The 16,663-nt window shown below is 33.4% G+C and carries 15 protein-coding genes; 8 read left to right on the forward strand and 7 right to left on the reverse strand.

From position 1 onward, the window contains the following. Positions 1–561 precede the first annotated feature (561 nt). The 5 genes from Q0845_RS26570 (at position 562) to Q0845_RS26590 (ending at position 5,725) form a co-directional block, all read left to right on the forward strand. Positions 562–1,644 (forward strand): diphosphomevalonate decarboxylase, encoded by a 1,083-nt coding sequence (locus Q0845_RS26570; RefSeq protein WP_298520740.1) that lies wholly within the window; start codon positions 562–564, stop codon positions 1,642–1,644. A 92-nt stretch (positions 1,645–1,736) separates the two neighbouring features. Then, the gene (locus Q0845_RS26575) at positions 1,737–2,666 is read left to right on the forward strand and encodes a mevalonate kinase (RefSeq protein ID WP_298520743.1); all 930 of its coding nucleotides are present in this window, start codon (positions 1,737–1,739) and stop codon (positions 2,664–2,666) included. Positions 2,667–2,679: 13 nt separating this feature from the next. Beyond that, positions 2,680–3,594, forward strand: coding sequence for a geranylgeranylglycerol-phosphate geranylgeranyltransferase (locus Q0845_RS26580; protein ID WP_298520746.1), 915 nt, complete (start codon positions 2,680–2,682; stop codon positions 3,592–3,594). Between the two features lie 171 nt (positions 3,595–3,765). Then, positions 3,766–4,722 carry a carbon-nitrogen hydrolase family protein gene (locus tag Q0845_RS26585; RefSeq protein WP_298520749.1) on the forward strand — a complete coding sequence of 319 codons (957 nt, stop codon included), beginning with the start codon at positions 3,766–3,768 and terminating at the stop codon, positions 4,720–4,722. A gap of 118 nt (positions 4,723–4,840) precedes the next feature. After that, a complete protein-coding gene (locus tag Q0845_RS26590; RefSeq protein ID WP_298520752.1) occupies positions 4,841–5,725 on the forward strand; it encodes a pseudouridine synthase in 885 nt (294 codons plus the stop codon). Positions 5,726–5,894: 169 nt separating this feature from the next. On the opposite strand, the gene Q0845_RS26595 is transcribed toward Q0845_RS26590, so the two are convergent. Then, positions 5,895–6,296, reverse strand: coding sequence for a hypothetical protein (locus tag Q0845_RS26595; protein ID WP_298520755.1), 402 nt, complete (start codon positions 6,294–6,296; stop codon positions 5,895–5,897). Between the two features lie 387 nt (positions 6,297–6,683). On the opposite strand from Q0845_RS26595, the gene Q0845_RS26600 reads away from it, so the two are divergent. Genes Q0845_RS26600 through Q0845_RS26610 form a run of 3 tightly spaced genes read left to right on the forward strand, consistent with a single transcriptional unit; the run spans position 6,684 to position 9,516 of the window. After that, on the forward strand, positions 6,684–6,854 hold the full coding sequence (locus tag Q0845_RS26600) for a hypothetical protein (RefSeq protein WP_298520757.1): 171 nt from the start codon (positions 6,684–6,686) through the stop codon (positions 6,852–6,854). 36 nt (positions 6,855–6,890) lie between these two features. Continuing rightward, positions 6,891–8,840 carry a tetratricopeptide repeat-containing sensor histidine kinase gene (locus Q0845_RS26605; RefSeq protein WP_298520760.1) on the forward strand — a complete coding sequence of 650 codons (1,950 nt, stop codon included), beginning with the start codon at positions 6,891–6,893 and terminating at the stop codon, positions 8,838–8,840. A 10-nt stretch (positions 8,841–8,850) separates the two neighbouring features. Beyond that, entirely contained in the window at positions 8,851–9,516 is a 666-nt protein-coding gene (locus tag Q0845_RS26610) for a response regulator (RefSeq protein WP_298520763.1), read from the forward strand. Between the two features lie 71 nt (positions 9,517–9,587). Here the strand turns inward: Q0845_RS26610 and Q0845_RS26615 are convergent, their stop codons facing one another. From Q0845_RS26615 to Q0845_RS26640, 6 genes are all read right to left on the reverse strand, one after another. Next, entirely contained in the window at positions 9,588–10,307 is a 720-nt protein-coding gene (locus tag Q0845_RS26615; RefSeq protein ID WP_298520766.1) for a hypothetical protein, read from the reverse strand. A gap of 92 nt (positions 10,308–10,399) precedes the next feature. Then, positions 10,400–11,749: a glycosyltransferase 87 family protein gene (locus Q0845_RS26620; protein ID WP_298520769.1), complete on the reverse strand. Its 1,350-nt coding sequence runs from the start codon at positions 11,747–11,749 to the stop codon at positions 10,400–10,402. Positions 11,750–11,796: 47 nt separating this feature from the next. Continuing rightward, the gene (locus Q0845_RS26625) at positions 11,797–13,302 is read right to left on the reverse strand and encodes a cellulose synthase family protein (protein WP_298520772.1); all 1,506 of its coding nucleotides are present in this window, start codon (positions 13,300–13,302) and stop codon (positions 11,797–11,799) included. Beyond that, on the reverse strand, positions 13,303–13,989 hold the full coding sequence (locus tag Q0845_RS26630; RefSeq protein ID WP_298520775.1) for a glycosyltransferase family 2 protein: 687 nt from the start codon (positions 13,987–13,989) through the stop codon (positions 13,303–13,305). Positions 13,990–14,244: 255 nt separating this feature from the next. Then, a complete protein-coding gene (locus Q0845_RS26635) occupies positions 14,245–14,721 on the reverse strand; it encodes a hypothetical protein (RefSeq protein ID WP_298520778.1) in 477 nt (158 codons plus the stop codon). 346 nt (positions 14,722–15,067) lie between these two features. Then, positions 15,068–16,657: a 4Fe-4S binding protein gene (locus tag Q0845_RS26640; RefSeq protein ID WP_298520780.1), complete on the reverse strand. Its 1,590-nt coding sequence runs from the start codon at positions 16,655–16,657 to the stop codon at positions 15,068–15,070. Positions 16,658–16,663: the final 6 nt, after the last annotated feature.

Genomic DNA, 16,663 nt, shown 5'->3' on the forward strand with positions numbered 1-16,663 from the left:
TTCGTCATTACGAGCTATAGCGAAGTAATCTGTTCATAGTAGAACGGTACTGTTTTTTGAAGAAAAAGATTGCCACGTCGTAAACTCCTGGCAAAGACGTTTCAAAAAGGAAAGCTAGTATGAGTTGGAATTTATACAAACAAACTAAAAAAATTCGTGAATTCGTGGTGAAAAAACAACTCCTGTAAAGATGTTTCAAAAAAACTAGCTGTCGCTCTCAGTATTTTGAGATAAATTTTTAATTTTTTTAGAATTTGTACTTCACTAATTCATAAGGAAGCAAATGAGTGTTAAAAATAGCTAGATTACTCTTTGATACGAAAACAATTCGTGTCAATCTAGAAACAGAAATGACCAAAAAACAATTCGTGAATTCGTGGCTAAAAAATAGTAATGATAAGTTAGTTTGAAAATTCATACGAAAATACATTACTGGCGCGAGTTTGCAACTCGGCCAAAAACATTTGCAACTCGTGCCAAAACCAAGTCTAAAAAAGTCTAACAATCCAAGAAGTCTAAATAAGTCTAAAGTCGTATCTTTGCATAAATTTTAAATCGTCTATGGAAATAGCTGCATTTCTGCCGAAAGCATATACTAAAAGTATTGAATCTGGAAATGTCACTTGGAAGTCGCCAAGTAATATTGCACTTATCAAATATTGGGGAAAAAAAGAAGATCAAATTCCACAAAATCCATCCATCAGTTTCACTTTAGATGCTTGTGCTACCACAACAACATTATCCTATAAAAAGCATGAAACTACGCAAGATGGTTTTTCTTTTGACTTATTTTTTGAAGGAAAACAGAAAGACGATTTCAAACCAAAAATCAATACATTTTTAAAACGTATTGAACCATATCTTCCATTCTTAAAAAGCTATCACTTTACGATTGAAACCTCAAATTCGTTTCCACACAGTAGCGGAATTGCTTCTTCTGCATCAGGAATGAGTGCGTTGGCGTTGTGTTTAATGAGTTTAGAAAAAGAACTCAATCCAGCAATGACAGATGAGACATTTAACCAAAAAGCATCGTTTTTAGCGCGTTTAGGTTCTGGAAGTGCCAGCAGAAGTATTGAAGGCGATTTAATTGTTTGGGGAACGCATGAAGATACTGTTGGAAGCTCGGACTTATTCGGAATAAAATATCCGTACAAAGTGCATGAAGTATTTAAAAACTATCACGATACCATTTTATTGGTAGACAAAGGAGAAAAGCAGGTGAGTAGTACTGTGGGACACAATTTAATGCACAATCATCCGTTTGCCAAGCAACGTTTTGAGCAAGCACATGAAAACTTGACCAAAATGCAATCGGTATTAGCAGATGGAGATTTACAAGAATTCATTGCCATTGTAGAAAGCGAAGCATTAACCTTGCATGCAATGATGATGACTTCTTCACCGTATTTCATTCTCATGAAACCAAACACATTGGAAATCATCAATCGAATTTGGAAATTTCGTGAAACTTCAGGAACACATGTTTGTTTTACCTTAGATGCTGGAGCCAATGTACATGTATTATATCCTGAAAATGAAAAAGATATCGTATATCCATTCATACAAAAAGAACTCATACAATTTTGCCAAAACGAACATCACATTTGTGATAGAATAGGTTTTGGTGCAAAAAAGTTGTAATTTTACAGTAATAATAGCCTCAATAAACTGGACAAATGAAATGAGCTTGAAGCGAATTCCATTTGACTTGTCAAGAAAATAAAATCGGACAAATGAAAGGACCTCTTTTCTACTCAAAAATTTTACTCTTCGGAGAATACGGAATCATCAAAGATTCTAAAGGTTTATCCATTCCATATAACTTTTACAAAGGAGCTTTAAAAATTGACGAAGATCTTTCTGAAGAAGCAAAAGATTCCAATGAAAGTTTACAAGGTTTTGCAAATCATTTGGAAGCATTAGCGACTGAATTGGTAACGTTTGACATTGATGCTCTCAAAAGCGATTTGAAAAAAGGAATGTACTTTGATTCTTCTATTCCGCAAGGATATGGAGTAGGAAGTTCTGGAGCATTAGTGGCTTCAATCTACGACAAGTATGCGTACGATAAAATTACCGTTTTAGAGAACTTGACACGAGACAAACTATTGAAACTGAAAGAAATTTTTGGAGCAATGGAATCGTTCTTTCACGGAAAAAGTTCAGGTTTAGATCCTTTAAATAGCTATTTAAGCATTCCGATTTTAATCAATTCTAAAGATAATATTGAACCTACAGGAATTCCTTCACAAAACGAAGTTGGTCAAGGAGCTGTGTTTTTATTAGACAGTGGAATTACAGGAGAAACGGCACCAATGGTGAATATTTTTATGGAAAACATGAAGCAAGAAGGTTTCCGTAAAATGCTTAAAGATCAATTTATAAAACATACGGATTCTTGCGTAGAAGATTTCCTAAAAGGAGATGTAAAATCTTTATTTGGAAACTTAAAATCATTGTCAAAAGTAGTTTTCAATAACTTCAAACCAATGATTCCACAACAATTCCACTCACTTTGGAAACAAGGAATTGATACAAACGATTATTACTTAAAACTTTGTGGATCTGGCGGAGGCGGATACATTCTTGGATTTACGCAGAATATTGAAAAAACAAAAGAAACGCTAAGGGATTACAAACTTGAAGTAGTATACAACTTCTAAAGTTTGGACACACATGTTATCTAGAAAGCGAAAGCTATTTTTCTACAAACTCTTCAGTCTATTCTCTGTTGTAAGAGGATATAATATTCTAATTATTGTCATTGCACAATATTTAGCTGCTAAATATATTTTGGCACCAAAAGAAGGGTTCATGGAAATCATTCTAGATGGACATCTATTGGCACTTGTTTTAGCATCTGCAGTAGCCATTGCCGCTGGATATATTATCAATAACTTTTACGATGCAGAAAAAGACTTAATCAATCGACCTACAAAATCAATGTTAGATCGTTTGGTGAGTCAACGCACGAAAATCACCACCTATTTTAGTCTAAACTTCATATCGGTAGCCATTGCCAGCATTGTATCGTTCAATGCATTTATTTTCTTTTCTGCATATATCTTCGGAATTTGGTTTTACTCTCATAAATTGAAAAAGATTCCATTTCTTGGAAATCTGACTTCGGCAGTCTTAGCAATTACGCCATTTTTTGCGGTATTTATCTATTACAGAAACCTAAGTAGTGTCATATTTGTACATGCTGCGTTTCTTTTTCTGTTAATTCTAATTCGTGAATTCATCAAAGATTTAGAAAATATCAAAGGAGATTTGGCACAAGATTACAAAACCATTCCTGTGATGTATGGCGAAAAAGTGTCCAAAGGATTAATTGCATTTTCAGCAATGATTGCCATTGCGGTAACTATCTTTTTGATTTCGAAGTATGATACGAGTTATATGAGCTATTATTTCTACGGAAGTATAGGATTGCTAATTATATCGGTATTAATACTTTACAAAGCCACTGCAAAGTCACACTATATCTTACTTCACAACATTCTAAAATTCATCATTGTTTCTGGAGTTTTCAGTATTCCACTCTTAAATATTGATGTGATTTTGAATAAAATTACCAGAGTTTTGTGATAAAAACTCACAGATGATTCAAAATTGTTAAAGCGGTTTTTGAAGTATGTTTTCTACTTGAAAATTGGTAATTTGTAACAATTCAATACCAGCTAAAATGTTAATTTTTTAAAGGTTCTTTACTTTTAATCGACCAACAAAGCTGAATCATATTAAATAAAAAATTACTCTATGTCATCTTCTCATGAATTAAAAGTTGCCTTAGCGCAAATTGCACCAGTTTGGTTAGATAAATCCAAAACTATAGACAAAATAAAACAGCAAATTCTCGACGCAAGTCAGCAAGATTGTGAACTCATTGTTTTTGGAGAAGCATTATTGCCAGGATATCCATTTTGGGTAGCAAACACAAACGGAGCTGTATTCAATTCTACTACTCAAAAAGAAATTCACAGACATTATGTGCAAAACGCTATTCAAGTCGAAAAAGGCGATTTAGACGAAATTTGCAACTTGGCAAAAGAACATACTATTGCTATTTATTTAGGATTGATGGAACGCGCTGCAGATAGAGGTGGACACAGTATTTACTGTTCATTGGCATACATTAATCAGGAAGGAAGTGTAGAATCTATGCACCGAAAATTAATGCCAACCTATGAAGAACGTTTAACGTGGGCAAGTGGCGACGGAAATGGCTTGAAAGTACATCCATTAAAAGATTTTACACTTGGTGGATTGAATTGTTGGGAAAATTGGATGCCTTTGCCAAGAGCTGCTTTATATGGAATGGGCGAAAATGTGCATATTGCCGTTTGGCCAGGAAGTGAAGTTAATACTAAAGATATCACACGATTTATTGCACGCGAATCACGTTCGTATGTGATTTCTGTTTCTAGTTTGATGCGAAAATCAGACATTCCATCCGACATTCCGAATGTAGATGAAATTTTGAAAAATGTTCCTGATGAATTGGCAAATGGCGGATCGTGTATTGCAAGTCCAGATGGTGAATGGTTAATTCCACCAGTATTACACACAGAAGGTTTGATCATTGCTACGTTAGACTTTAATCGCGTGTTGGAAGAACGTCAAAATTTTGATGCTGTCGGACACTATTCGCGTCCAGATGTCACGCAGTTATCTGTCAATAGAGAACGTCAAAGCACAATTAAAATTAACGATTAGCTGACCTTTTGATTTTGAACGAATTATATATTTCAAACATAAAAAACGAATAATTGATTCTAGATTCGGTTATCGTAAATTAAAAAGTATCTTTGCAAAAATTTTATAGCATAGTATAATGGCAAAAGAGCGACACGGTAAAAGTAAAGTCAAAGCAGATAGCAAGAGTCACGGAGGAAAAAAGCCTTTTGATAAAAAGAAATCTTCAGACGGAAAAAAACCATTTGATAAAAAGCAGCCAAATTCAAATTATAAGAAAAAAGCAGCGCCTCAGCGTAAATCTTCAAACAATCCGAATGAGATTCGCTTAAATAAATATATTTCAAACTCAGGTATTTGTTCACGACGAGAAGCAGATATGCACATTTCTATTGGAAGTGTGACTGTGAATGGTAAAGTGATTACAGAAATGGGTTATAAAGTACAATTGACAGATGAGGTTCGTTTTGATGGACGTGTTATCAATCCTGAAAAGCCAACGTATATTTTGTTGAACAAGCCTAAAGGGTTTTTAGTAACAACCAAAGATGAAAAAGGACGTAAAACGGTAATGGATTTAGTTGCCAGCGCAACTACTGCCAGAATTGTGCCTGTAGGACGTTTGGAACGACAAACCACAGGTTTATTACTGTTTACCAATGATGGAGAATTGGCAAGAAAACTAACAGATCCGAATCAAAAAGTTCGTAAAATCTTTCATGTAGAGTTGGATAGAAACGTGAGTCAAGCTGACTTTAATAAAATCAAAGATGGACTCAATATTCGTGGTGTAAAACATGAAGTAGAAGAGATTTCTTGGATTCAAGGAGCTTCAAAACGTGAAATAGGCATCAAAGTAAGCTCAGGTAGCAATGGTTTAGTCAAAGCAATCTTTGAGCATTTGTCCTATACAGTAGCACGTTTGGATCGTGTGGTTTTCGCAGGATTAACCAAAAAAGACTTACCTAGAAGTCATTGGCGAAACTTAACGACCCAAGAAGTCATAAACTTAAAGCACTTATAATACAGAAGATATTAATACTAACAACAAAGCCTCTCATTACGAGAGGCTTTGTTGTTTTTAAGAGGGAATACAAATATATCTTTTGAGTAATTTTAAAAAATCTTCCTTCTACATAAAGATTTTAAAAATTTAATACGTCACTTTTTTGAATTTTTTAAAAAGGAAAATATTAAAAAAATAACGTCACTTTATTCTTTTGAATTACAATCTTCAATTTTTCTCCCATAGATGACTGTTTTCTTATCTGTTGACTTTCTATAATTTCTGCTTCTGCGGTTTCTATGGGGTTCATTTCTTTTTCTCTTTCGAGGATAAAATCTGCATAATTTTCATATCCAAGATAATTACATAAACAATTCGCAACGGAGCTTTTCAGTTCTACAATTTCTCCACTTGCCGCAATATTATACTTATTCCGAAGACTCTTCTCATGATATTGGAAACGACATTCGTCCATCATATAATCTGAAATCTTCTTTGAGAGTCCAGTAATAGACATGGTAACTCCCGTGGCTTCTTTTACTTCTTTCTTTGCTTTTTCAAAAGCACTTAATACTAACTCTTTATGCATGACTTGTAGTTTTAGGTTTCTTCTTCATTGTAAAAGCGTTTAAAAATTCGATAAAAAATGGGGAAACTAATTTCTTCAGACTTTCCGAGACTCTTCCTTAAACTTTCCACTCATTCATTCAAAACCTCAGTTTCTTTGTTACAGAAATATTTCTAAAAACTGAGATATAAATCAAATTAGATCTACTGCATTTAACTCAGTTTATTCTTGAGATAAGAAGCAAAAAAGGTAGCTCCCGGAAGTAGCTATGTTCTTTGTAATTGTCTCTTCACTTCCCAAAACACAAGAAATCGGCGCCATTTCTATTTCGCTGTGTTGCTACACCAAGACTACACTGAGTATTCCTCGGACGGCAACACCTATGTCCAATTTTTAAACACTAACAAAATGAAAAAATTCAGCTTAATAATACTTACGGTTTTCCTCAATTGCGCATTATTTTCTTGTACACCTAACTCAATTGCCGAAGAAGAAATACAATTTGAACAACAAGCCACGGAAGGAGAAGATGAAGAAGTTTCCGAAGAGGGAGGTAGTGAAAAACCAAAAGGAAATTAAACAATATTGTAATTATATTTTTACTATTTTAGAAGGATGAAACTACTATCAGTGACATCCTTCTTTTTAGTTATAGTATTTATAGTACTCTATAATAGCTGTGAAACTAACAAAGTTCAACTTCCAAAAAAATCAAAAAAAGTATTTGATTTAGAAAATAAAGCCTATCAAAAAGAGCTGGAAAAAAAATATGATAGTGCTGTTTTTTATGCACAAAAAATGCTTTATCATGCAAAAGATGAGAATTCCACTCCTTCGATAAAAGATGCCTATAATAGACTTTCTTTAGATCATCGGCTTAACAAAACATATGATTCCGCAATATATTACAGTGAAAAACTGTATGAATTTGCAGAAGAAACCAACGATACTTTGAATATGGCAAAAGCAATTTATAAGAGAGGTTGGACTTACAGAGCAATTGATAGTTTTAGTTTGGCATATAAAGATTTTATAGATTCGAAAAATTTATACTTGAAAATAAAGGATAGTTTACAAGCAGCAAGTAAATTATTAGATATTTCAAATCTTGAGAAAAAGAAAGGGAATTTTGGATTAAGCCAATTGTATTGCATAGAAGGATTGAAGTATGTTGAAAATACTTCGCATAAAAGAGTTACAAGCAAATTATATTATAACATTGCTGTATCTGCAAAAGAACAAGGAGACTTATTAATTGCTGAAAAAAGAATTAATCAAGCGCTAGCTTTGATAGTAGATTCATTAGCAATTAGAAATCCTGTTTTAGTTGGAACTTATAATAATACACGCGCTAATATCCTTAAAGAAAAAGGAGATTATGAAAAAGCTATAAAAATTTATGAATTTTTATTGAATGATAGTTCGAATAAATTAACAGAAACCAAAAAGGCAAGAATCAATAGTAATTTAGCACATACACTGTTTCTTAAATATGGATATACTAAGCGATCAGATTCACTTCTAAAAAAAGCATTGCCTGTTTTTAAAAAAGGTAATCATATTTCTGAGTTAATATCTATTAACATGAAACTGGCAGAAATATATTCAGAACGTAATCAACAACTAGCATTATCATACTTAAAAGAAGTCGTAGGACTAGCTGAAAGACTTGATAATAGAAAATCATTATATGAAGCATATCAACAATTGATAAAAATTAATGGTAGTGAAGAAAATATAACTAGATATTTGGTATTAGAAGAAATAGTAGCAAAAGAAAAAGATAGTATAGAAAGCAGGTTTGTAAATACTAAGTTTGATTTTGAAAAATCTGAAAATAAAAGAATTAAAGCAGAAAATAATACTATAATAGCAGAAAATAAAGCTTCAAAAATAAGAAATCAACTTTTGGTTATATCTCTAGTATTATTATTGGTTCTTGTTGCTACAGCTATCATCTACCAACGAATCAAACGTCGTCACAAAATTGAAAAGCTAAAAACAGTACATGTCACAGAAGCGCGAATTTCCTCAAAAGTGCATGACGAGTTAGCAAATGATCTTTATGAATTAATGACGCAGCTTGAAACGGCTTCGCCAGAGAAAGAAGTTATCTTAGATAAATTGGATACTATTTATAATCAAGCACGTGATATTTCTAAGCAAATTCAAACGGTAGAAACAGGCAAAGCATTTGCGGATGAACTGAGTAATTTGTTCAGAAGTTATCAATCTGAAAAAGTAAATGTGCTACTCAAAAGATATGATATTGAAATTTGGAAAGGAATTTCATCTCACATAAAAGTTACTGTCTATCGTGTTTTGCAAGAATTGCTCACAAACATGAAAAAACACAGCAATGCCGCATTAGTAGTGGTTTCCATCGAAAAACAAAACAAACAATTGTTCATTCAGTACATTGATAATGGGAAAGGCTTTACAAAAGAAATTTCTAAAAATGGGTTACATAATGCGGAAAACCGTATTCGAGCAATTAAAGGAAAACTTACTTTTGATACAGAACTACAGAAAGGTTGTAAGTTTAGTATTAATGTACCAGTATGATAGATAGCCTATGTTTACCAAAGTTTTAATAGCCGAAGATATGGACGACATCAACACAGGAGTCCTAACAGTTCTTTCCGAAATGGAAATTACCACCATTGATCATGCGCAATATTGTGACGATGCAGATTTGAAAGCGAAAAGAGCACGAAAAGATGAAAAGCCTTATGAATTATTGATCACAGATTTATCATTTGTGAAAGATCATAGAGAACAAAATTTGAATTCGGGAGAAGAGTTAATTGCCAAGTTAAGATCCGAACATCCAAACTTAAAAATCATTGTATATTCAGTGGAAGATAAATTGCAACGCGTACGAAGATTAGTGAGTGAGTATGGAATTGATGCCTATGTTTGTAAAGGAAGAAAAAGCTTGCAAGAGCTTGCCAATGCCATCAAAGAAGTCTATAAAGGAGAGCAATATTTGTCTCAAAAAATTAGTGGCGCTTTAAGTCCTAAGAATGATATGGAAATTGACGATTACGACATCGGATTGCTCAAATTATTATCTAAAGGATTGAGTCAGGATGAAATTGCAAAAGATTTAAAAGCGCGCAGTGTTTCTCCGAATAGCTTGAGTTCTATTGAAAAACGATTGAGCAAATTGAAAATTTATTTCAAAGCAAATAATGCCATTCATTTAATTGCCAACGCGAAGGATTTAGGCCTTATTTAAACAAAAAATAACTTCTTCTAAATCTATTGTAAAATCTAGAAGAAGCTATTTTTTAACTGTAACTATTCGATTTATAAAGTAGCGATATAGTCTATTAATTTTGCGAAATCGCCCTCTTTTTTAAGTTTTAATCTTTCAGACTTTATATACGCTTTGATTTCACTTTTCTTATCAGGAAACATCTTTAATACATCTTTCTTTTTTGGACTGATCATTGTTAAATTTCCATCTTTCAAAATATAGAAATAGTTGTATTGCGTAAATTTAGCAGCTCTATCCTTTTGGTTTGCAGTCAATGCTTTCTCATTTGGAGAGAATACACATTTTTTTCTAAGCATTAATTGTAAGTCGTTATTCTTGGTTAATGCCAACAAATACCCTTGCTGTTCGTAACCGTCTTCATCTTTATAAGAAAGTAACTTTAAAGTCTTGTTCTCAAAAGTAAGTCTCGAATCATCAATTTTCATTAAAGCACCGATTTCTTCTCCATCCACAGGCATTAATTCAATTTCGTCTGTATACGTATTAAAACGCATCATTACGTTTCCATACGATTTATCACCGACAAAAAACTGTCCTAACTTATAGCTTTCGTTCAAATATGGACTGCCTTTTACATTGTCCCAATCAATTTGATACGCAGTTTTTTCTTTGGAGTTAATTACTTTACGCAGTTCTTGAAATAATTGAGAAGTACTTTCAAACTGTCGTGGAGAGCCGTCTATTTGAGCAAATAATGAAATGCTAAACAGCAGCGAAAATGCAAATGGTAAGAGACGTAATGTTTTCATAATCAGTAAATAAATTGGTTATAATCATAAAAATAATGAAAAATGCGGAAAAATTAAGCTCTTTTAAGAAGAATATCAATGTGTAACAATTATTATGCAGTCTGAATTTTCACTTTTTTTGTGTTGCGAAAAAACAATTCATAGATTAAAAACCCGTAAACAACAACATATTCCAAAGCTACAAAATAGAGGATTTCCGCGTATCCTGCATTCTGATAAGCAGTATAACTAAAGATGATCATAAACGACCAAACTACTGTAAATCGATATTTAGTAAATACGCTTAAAATCAGTAAAGTAGCCAGATACCAAGGATGCATGGTCGTTGTGGTAAAAAAGTAGAAGGAAAGTCCAAACAACAATGCTGTAATGGTTTTTTGAAAGTCTTTATTATTCCTGAAAAGACTGATTCCTGCAACAAAAACAAGTACAATAATTGGCGTCACGCGACCAATATCTTTGATCAAATTCCAGCCAATGGTTTCATAGCCAATCCAACGTGCAATATAGTAGAAACTTGCATTGAATTCGAAATTTTGAAACCACAATTCTACGGTTTCTTGGTAATTTTCAATGAATTGATTGGATAGAAAAGGTAAAAAGAGAACTACAATTGTAATGATGACAATTCCATAAAAAGCGAGTAATTTCAAAGTGCCTTTCCAAATGGTTGGCCATGTTTTTTGAGACAATTCAGAAGCTTTATGTTTGGTAAACCATTGAAAAAATATCGGGAGAAAAATTAGCGGAATCAATTTTACAGAAACTGACAAGGCTAGCACAACAGCTGCCCAAATCCAAGAACCTTTGTGTAATAAATACAAACTCCAAACCACAAAGAAAATCATTACGCCTTCGAAATGTAAATTTCCTGTAAGCTCAATAATGATAAAAGGATTGAGAATATACCACCAAATATTGTGAACAGACAATCCTAAACGTTCTAAGAGCTTTTTGCCAAAATACAAGGTTCCAATATCTGCCAAAATGATTAAGACGCGCAAAACAACTACAGAACCTAAAATGCTTTTTCCAGCAAACAATCCTGCAATGGCAAAACACAACTGATTGATTGGCGGATAATTAGTATAATGAGAAGCACTCAAATTACCCATTCCGTTAAATAATTCCTGCGCTTCCGCAATAGGTGCCGTTCCAGCAGCCATCAAATCGTTTGGTAAATATAAATACGGATTCCAGCCTTCTACCAACATTCTTCCGTCCCAAATAAAGCGGTAAAAATCTTGTGACAAATTGGGAATGCTGCCTAAAAATACCAATCGGAACGCAATGGCAATTCCCGCAAGGAATAAGAAATTCGTTTTTTTAAGTTGAATCAATCCGAAAAAACTAGCAAATCCAATCGCATATAACGTAATTAAAATCGTCACATCCGTGCGCACTAATGGATAGCCAATGTAGAAATATACAAAGGCGCTCATAAGCACAAGAATAATAGAGAAGCTATGATATTTCTCTGCGGAAGCGATCACACTTTTGAACGAATCGAATTAAAGAATACAAAGGCAAAACCTAAGAATAACATTAAGTGAAAAGGAAATAATCCAAAATCATTTAATGGATACGCGCTGTACATTCCAAACAAGAAATACACCATTAAAATTGCTTCAATAATTGTATTTGCAGAAACTTTCTTTTTAATGTATTTATTATTCTTCCAAGAATCTTTCAAGGTTTTGATGTTGAATTTTGGTGTACGTACAAATTCACTTCGTTTTCCCATATGACCTTCTAAAACGGCTACAGAATTGTGCACTGAGAATCCCATGGCAACCGAAAAGAAAGTAAAAAACATCTGTATATATTCAATGAATTTCAGAAATCCGCCACCTTGTACACGCTTGAATGGAAACCAAAAGCAGATAAAAAATATAATCGTGCTAATGATAAAGAAACTAGAAATTGTAAAGTAAATTTCTAAATGTCCATATGTGTTTTTAATGTATAACATCGGAATACTTAAAATACCCACAATCAATACATTTAAAAACATGGTACTGTTGAGTAAGTGTAAAATTCCGTGAACTTTGGTTTTGAACGATATGTCTTTTGAAAAAATAACGCGCTTTACCATTTTGCGGAAATTCTCTGCGCCACCTTTGTTCCAACGGAATTGTTGTGAACGTGCAGCACTAATTACTACAGGCAATTCGGCAGGCGTTTCTACATCTTCTAAATATTTGAATTTCCAGTTTTTCAACTGTGCGCGGTAACTTAAATCTAAATCTTCGGTAAGTGTATCACCTTCCCAATTTCCAGCATCAATAATGCAGGTTTTACGCCAAATTCCGGCAGTTCCATTAAAGTTGATAAAATGTCCTTTGGAATTTCGACCTACTTGTTCGAGCGTAAAATGTGCGTCTAGCGCGAATGCCTGAATTTTAGTAAGTAATGAATAATCGCGGTTAATATGTCCCCAACGGGTTTGTACTACGCCAATTTTTTCATCTTTAAAGAAAGGAATTGTTTGTTTGAGCCAGTCAGCTTTTGGAAGGAAATCTGCATCAAAAATCGCGATGAATTCCCCTTTGGCATCTACCAAACCTTCTTTGAGAGCACCAGCTTTAAAACCAGATCTATCTTCACGGCGAATATGTACAATATCCAATCCTATGTCTTGTAGTTTCTTAATTTGTGCTGCGGTAGAAATCACAGATTCATCCGTAGAATCGTCTAATACTTGAATCTCAAGTTTCTCTTTTGGATAATCGATCAATGCAATATTATCCAGCAAGCGTTCCATTACGTACAATTCATTATACACAGGAAGCTGAATAGTTACATACGGAACTTCATCTGGATTATTCAAATCGAAGCGAGGCGCATTGTCTTCTTCCTTTTTTGATCGTAAATAATTGATCAATAAGTTCAATTGTGCCAAACTATACATTAAAATCAAAACCAAAGCGATACCGTAAATTGCCATGACAAAAAACGATAGTGCTAGTTTGAAAAATTCTGCATCAAATCCCATCTATTTAAAACTGTATTTAAAAATCCAACCTAAAATTTTCACGCCCGCAAATATAGTACCTTTTACGGTTCCTGAAACTTTTGAGACACCAATTCTCTTTTTATATTTTACAGGAACCTCGACATACGATAATTTCTGTTTCAATGCTTTGAGTTGCATTTCTACGGTCCAACCATACGTTTTATCTTCCATCTTTAAACCTAAAAGCTTTTCATACTTAATAGCTCTAAAAGGGCCTAAATCTGTAAATCGTGCCCTGAAAAACAACTTCATCAAAAAAGTAGCTAGCCAATTTCCGAAAACTTGTTGCGGAGTCATAGAGCCATCTTCTCGAAGCGATTTTACACGCGAACCAACCACAAAATCAATATCTTGCTCTATAATTGGTGCCACGATTTTAGTCAATTCTTCAGGATAATCCGAATAATCGCCATCCAAAAATACAAGAATATTTGGCTTTTCTTCTTGATTGGCAATATATTCCATTCCTTTTAGGCAAGCGTATCCGTAGCCTTTTCTCGGCTCTTTCAAAACAGTAGCTCCTGCTGCTTTAGCATTTACTTCCGTATTGTCTGTAGAATTATTGCTTACCACAATAACTTCGGTAACATTTTTGGGGATTTCCTGAATTACATTTGCAATAGAATCTTCTTCATTATATGCAGGAATGATGACTTTTATAATCATATTTTATTTTTTAGCTTTTGGCGTGTTATCGCTTTCGGCTTTTTTTATGTTGTATTTTAAATTGTAAATGTTCAATGAGTTTTAAATTATCATGGGAAATACATTCAACATTTAAAATTTAGTATTTATAATTTTTAGTTTCCAAGTTGTTCTCGATACAATTTTTCTTCATTTCACTACGAAAAACCACTCGAACTGACGTTTTGAGTTTTATTTGATTTACGTTTACCAAGACCCAAGACCCAAGACCCAACATCACTGTAAATCCCAAACGCTATTTTCTTTTTTAAAACTCTTTAAATCGGTCCATTCGCCAATCTTCTTACCATTTTCGTATTTCTCAGCACGAATCAATTCTTCATCTTTATAGCGCAGGCAATATCCGTTTTTTTGATTATTCTTCAACTGGCACTTATGGTCTATCTTTTCATTTTGATCATAAAAAAGCCACCATTTACTCTTTTTGCCTTTTACGTAATGTCCTTCGCTTTTCTTTGCGCCATTTTCGCGATAAAAGTACCAATATTTTGCGGGTTTGCCATTTTTAAAGCTGCCTTCTTTTTGAAGACTTCCACTTTCATAATAGAATTTCCAATATTTAGTTTTTACGCCTTTTCTGGTCCAACCTTCTTCTTTAAGTTGTCCATTATCGTAATAACTTTTTTGATATTCTTTTTGTGCGCTTACGCTGAATGTAACACTCAAACAGATAATGATTAATAGATGTTTCATGATGTATAGCTTTTGGCTTCTGACTGTTTTTTATGTTATATTTTAAATTATAGATGTTAAATGAGTTACTGAATTACCTAAGAAATACATTCAACATTTAAATTTTTTAGTTTCCGAGCTGTTCTCGATAGTTCTGATGAGTTTGTCGAAGGACAATTTTTCTTCATTTCATTACGAAAAACCACTCGAACTGACGTTTAGTTTTTATGTTATATTTTAAATTATAGATGTTAAATGAGTTACTGAATTACCTAAGAAATACATTTAACATTCAAAATTTAGCATTTAAAATTTTCTATCGAAGATCACATACAAGTCTCAATACTCAATACTAACTTCTCAAATCTTATTTATTCTCCTCTAACATATCAAATAAATTCACGTCGTTTCCTAAAATTACTTCTGGAATTTCGTGACGTGTTGCTCCATCATCTGATCCATTTTCTAATTTTAAAACTCCTCTTGGACAAACGGCACTACAAATTCCGCAACCTACACAAGATGAACGCACAATGTTTTGTCCTTTTTGCGCATACGCACGAACGTCAATTCCTTGTTCACAATATGTAGAACAGTTTCCGCATGAAATACATTGTCCTCCATTAGTCGTAATTCTAAACTTAGACTTAAAACGTTGTACAATTCCTAAATATGCTGCTAATGGACAACCAAAGCGACACCAAACTCTATTTCCAAAAATTGGATAAAATCCAGTTCCAATAACTCCTGCAAAGATTGATCCGATCAAAAATCCATACGTATCTTGAATGGTTTGTGTTTTAATGCCCAATACAGCATCAGCTCCAGTGAAGAAGGCATATAAAGTTATTCCTGTCATGACCACTGCAAAAACCAATACTCCATGAATCAACCAACGTTCAACTTTCCATGATCGTAAAGATTTGTCAGATAATTGTCTATATGGATCACCTAATGTTTCCGCTAATCCTCCACATCCGCAAACCCACGAACAATACCAGCGTTTTCCAAAGAAATATACCATCACAGGCACAACAACGATCGTTAGTAAAATTCCCCATACCAAAATGAAGAGTCCAAATCCGCCATTAGCGATCAAATCATTGATATTCCACTGAAAGAAAAAGTCATAATCTAAAGGAAACGCATTTTTAAAATCGTACCAAGGCTTTTCAAAGCTTACTAAAATTTCTGGAATTAAAAACGCAAATACAATTTGAAAGAATAATACAGAAGTCGTTCGTAACATTTGATATTTGTTATGACGATATTTAATGTACATACGAATTGCCATCACAGTCATCACTACACAGTATAGGAAACCGTATAAAAACCATTGGCTCGCAGCATTTCCGCTAATACTTTCACTTATTGGATCTACCAAATATGTCCAATTGACAATATAATCCGGGAAAAAGTAGAGAAGAACATAAAATCCAACTAAAAATATAAAGGCAAACCAAGCAATCCAACCTCTATTTGTAGATGGATTAAGCCAGACGCCATTGTTTTTAATACCAGGAATAGGTTTGCGATACAGCTCAGGAATGATAAACATCAGTGCTCCAATAATTCCTAATCCAAAGGTTAAAAACCAAAATAATCCTTTGTTTTCTCGTACAGGTCCAGAACCTACATCTTTCGCAATTGCATACGAAAAACTATGAGGTTTGTCCCAAATAACTTTGTCCCACTCATTGTTTTGTTTGTGTGTTTCATTAGAAGTAGCAATCGCATTTATTAAGTTTGAAGAGAACGTAAAAGGATTGGTAATCTCTTTACCTACGGTACTATTCTTTACATCTGCAATAAAAAGTTCGCTTTTAATGCCTTTATTTTGAACGATTTCATCAAATTTTTCAGCACTAAGATTGTAAGAGCCAATAAACGGCAATATGGTGAAAATGGCTAATCCTATTAGTAATAGGCTTATTCCTATGTTTTGTAATGTTTTCATCTGAGT

The organism is uncultured Kordia sp., assembly GCF_947489565.1.
In the GTDB taxonomy this organism is placed as follows: Bacteria; Bacteroidota; Bacteroidia; order Flavobacteriales; family Flavobacteriaceae; genus Kordia.

Bases quoted from the DNA above. Each gene is read 5' to 3' on its own strand.
- Q0845_RS26590 (WP_298520752.1), top strand. From the start codon at position 4,841: ATGGCAAAAGAGCGACACGGTAAAAGTAAAGTCAAAGCAGATAGCAAG.
- Q0845_RS26625 (WP_298520772.1), bottom strand. From the start codon at position 13,302: ATGGGATTTGATGCAGAATTTTTCAAACTAGCACTATCGTTTTTTGTC.
- Q0845_RS26570 (WP_298520740.1), top strand. From the start codon at position 562: ATGGAAATAGCTGCATTTCTGCCGAAAGCATATACTAAAAGTATTGAA.
- Q0845_RS26600 (WP_298520757.1), top strand. From the start codon at position 6,684: ATGAAAAAATTCAGCTTAATAATACTTACGGTTTTCCTCAATTGCGCA.
- Q0845_RS26635 (WP_298520778.1), bottom strand. From the start codon at position 14,721: ATGAAACATCTATTAATCATTATCTGTTTGAGTGTTACATTCAGCGTA.
- Q0845_RS26575 (WP_298520743.1), top strand. From the start codon at position 1,737: ATGAAAGGACCTCTTTTCTACTCAAAAATTTTACTCTTCGGAGAATAC.
- Q0845_RS26605 (WP_298520760.1), top strand. From the start codon at position 6,891: ATGAAACTACTATCAGTGACATCCTTCTTTTTAGTTATAGTATTTATA.
- Q0845_RS26630 (WP_298520775.1), bottom strand. From the start codon at position 13,989: ATGATTATAAAAGTCATCATTCCTGCATATAATGAAGAAGATTCTATT.
- Q0845_RS26580 (WP_298520746.1), top strand. From the start codon at position 2,680: ATGTTATCTAGAAAGCGAAAGCTATTTTTCTACAAACTCTTCAGTCTA.
- Q0845_RS26595 (WP_298520755.1), bottom strand. From the start codon at position 6,296: ATGCATAAAGAGTTAGTATTAAGTGCTTTTGAAAAAGCAAAGAAAGAA.
- Q0845_RS26615 (WP_298520766.1), bottom strand. From the start codon at position 10,307: ATGAAAACATTACGTCTCTTACCATTTGCATTTTCGCTGCTGTTTAGC.
- Q0845_RS26640 (WP_298520780.1), bottom strand. From the start codon at position 16,657: ATGAAAACATTACAAAACATAGGAATAAGCCTATTACTAATAGGATTA.
- Q0845_RS26610 (WP_298520763.1), top strand. From the start codon at position 8,851: ATGTTTACCAAAGTTTTAATAGCCGAAGATATGGACGACATCAACACA.
- Q0845_RS26585 (WP_298520749.1), top strand. From the start codon at position 3,766: ATGTCATCTTCTCATGAATTAAAAGTTGCCTTAGCGCAAATTGCACCA.
- Q0845_RS26620 (WP_298520769.1), bottom strand. From the start codon at position 11,749: ATGAGCGCCTTTGTATATTTCTACATTGGCTATCCATTAGTGCGCACG.